5 protein-coding genes are annotated in these 2,128 nt (G+C 49.4%); 4 read left to right on the top strand and 1 reads right to left on the bottom strand.

From position 1 onward, the window contains the following. The first annotated feature begins 104 nt into the window (after positions 1 to 104). The 4 genes from AB1466_00025 to AB1466_00010 all read left to right on the top strand — a co-directional run bounded on the left by AB1466_00025 (position 105) and on the right by AB1466_00010 (position 1,793). Complete coding sequence (locus tag AB1466_00025) at positions 105 to 395, top strand: septal ring lytic transglycosylase RlpA family protein (protein ID MEW6188491.1); 291 nt, start codon at positions 105 to 107, stop codon at positions 393 to 395. Positions 396 to 605: 210 nt separating this feature from the next. Then, the gene (locus tag AB1466_00020; protein ID MEW6188490.1) at positions 606 to 818 is read left to right on the top strand and encodes a hypothetical protein; all 213 of its coding nucleotides are present in this window, start codon (positions 606 to 608) and stop codon (positions 816 to 818) included. Between the two features lie 107 nt (positions 819 to 925). Further along, positions 926 to 1,294, top strand: coding sequence for a hypothetical protein (locus AB1466_00015; GenBank protein MEW6188489.1), 369 nt, complete (start codon positions 926 to 928; stop codon positions 1,292 to 1,294). A gap of 196 nt (positions 1,295 to 1,490) precedes the next feature. Beyond that, positions 1,491 to 1,793 carry a SprT-like domain-containing protein gene (locus AB1466_00010; protein ID MEW6188488.1) on the top strand — a complete coding sequence of 101 codons (303 nt, stop codon included), beginning with the start codon at positions 1,491 to 1,493 and terminating at the stop codon, positions 1,791 to 1,793. Positions 1,794 to 1,813: 20 nt separating this feature from the next. Here AB1466_00010 and AB1466_00005 read toward each other — a convergent pair whose 3' ends face one another. Then, positions 1,814 to 2,068 (bottom strand): hypothetical protein, encoded by a 255-nt coding sequence (locus AB1466_00005; GenBank protein MEW6188487.1) that lies wholly within the window; start codon positions 2,066 to 2,068, stop codon positions 1,814 to 1,816. Positions 2,069 to 2,128: the final 60 nt, after the last annotated feature.

The raw sequence follows: 2,128 nt of genomic DNA, 5'->3' as shown, positions 1-2,128 counted from the left end.
GGTGCAGATGAGGAATGGGAAAAGAAATGGAAGAAGAAAACAAAGAAGGCTTTTCGATGATAAAAATGTCATTGATTGCTTAGAACGGACCAAGAGATAGCAGAATTATTCAAGAAGGCTATGCCTCTTGGTATGGATATGAACTTGCGGGAAGAAAAACAGCGAGTGGAAAACTCTTCAACCCAGATGCCTTTACCACTGCTCATCGAACTCTTAAATTTGGTACACCAGTTAGAGTCACTTGTTTCGAAACTGGAAAATCGGTTACGGTGCGCATTAACGACAGAGGACCCTGGGTTGAAGGAAGAATAATTGATCTTTCCCGTGCGGCATTTTCGCAGATAGCGAATTTAAGTCAAGGCGTGATTTATGTGAAGGTGGAGATATGCGAGTAGAAAATAAAAATTGTTTCTATTGCGGTAGTAATTTCAAACCCTGCCATTCTGACCAAAAGTATTGTTCTAAAACCTGTGCGAATCGTTCTTTGCAGGTGCTCACAGAATTTTGCCGTATCTTTCGAGAAACACCTAAAAGGGGCAAGGAAGGCGCAATATAGCCAAGAGGCCAGCTAAAGCAGTATAATATACAAAAGGCTGGTGGTTTGCTTGAACATCCAAACGCTTGCCAAGATCACCGAGCTCATCCGATCCCAATTCTCCAAGGAATACGATTCCATCCATTTAATGGCCGTGACTCCGAACGAGGAGAAACTAATCGTTGGCATCCGCGAAACCGAATTCGGATCCATAGATGAACTGAAAATACACAATTCCCAACCCGTGGAGTGGACATTCAGAAGGCGAATAAGAGTGGACTAATCCTTTAAAATACATAATTAGGCTTCGACCTGAAGCGGACAACCGCTTGGAGAGGCATCTTCCATGCGAGAGGCGTGGTTGGTGCCTCTTTTACTTTGGAGGTCCATTTGCCCTGGATCGAAGAGGACTTCTTGTATTCATTCACCCTGCTCAAGGGGATGGCCACTTACCGCTGGAGACCCAGGGGCTTCTCCAGGTGGGTGGAGTGCGAGGGATATCTGGACTTGAAGGCAAAGGCCGAAGACAGGGGAGCGATTTCACTTCTTTGTTCGATCCTCGATTTCGAGCGGGCGGTTCTTGCCCTCCCCTCGGATGAGGAGAAGGCCTGCATCTGTCTCTCGGCCTGGGGCTTCGAGGGCCAAAAGATAGCGAAACTTTTGCACAAGAGCCCCTTCTGGGTCTCAAAAACCATCGAAAAGGCCTTGGAGAAGATGAAGGCCTCCCTAAACAAAAGCGATGCTCTTGATTTCTGCTAAACTGAAATTGGAGGGCCTTTTTCGGCTCTCTTTTTTTTGAGGGCGGGCCTCGCCACGCCAACGTTCCTTTATCTGGCCGATGGCGGAGATACTGGCTGTCGCCCGCCCAAAGGGCCCGAACCGCCGGTGCCTTCCTCGCCTTTCGAAAAGAAGTTTTCCGGCTCTCGTCGGGCCCCACCAAAGGGGAGAGAAGGGGATGGATGAGGAGGCCAGGGCCAAGAAAATCTTCAAGCGTTTAAACAGGATCTTCTTCTCGAATTCCCTGCCCACGCCCATAATCGAGGTATCCGATGAGGCCTCGTATCCGGCGTGCATCTTCTATCCCAAGATAATCCTCTCCAAAAATCTTGGGAAAAGGCTCCCCGAGAAGCTCCTCCACGAGATGATCCATTACCACCTTTTTCTGCAGGGCTTCGGCGAGGAGGAGATGGCCTCATCGATCCTTGGGCACTCCAAGAGGTTCAAGGAACTGGCCAGGAAATTCGGATTACCTACTTGATTTCTTCGTGGCCTTCTTGGTCACCGCCCTTTTCGGGGGGCCAGGGGCTCGGTCCTCTCCAGGACCTCCCAATCGCTTATGGGCAACGAATCCAGAAGCGACAGTAAGGTGTTGTAGGAGTCATAGGAGACGTTGGCCATGGTCAGGGCGATTATGGGACGCCTGCTTCCGCCCACGAACTGGTGGACGAAGTTGAAATTCTTCGTCTTCTGGAGGGCGGCGATCACCTCCTGGGTGGTTCCCTTTTCTGGATAGATATTGAAGATCCACTGCATTCATTTTCACCTCCTTCTAACTAGCATATGTTCGACATGGGATACGAAAATCCTTCCTAT

It is taken from the genome of Actinomycetota bacterium, assembly GCA_040755895.1.
GTDB lineage: Bacteria > Actinomycetota > Aquicultoria > Subteraquimicrobiales > Subteraquimicrobiaceae > Subteraquimicrobium.
Note: the sequence above shows the minus strand (reverse complement) of the source record. Positions and strands in the feature narration are given on the sequence as shown.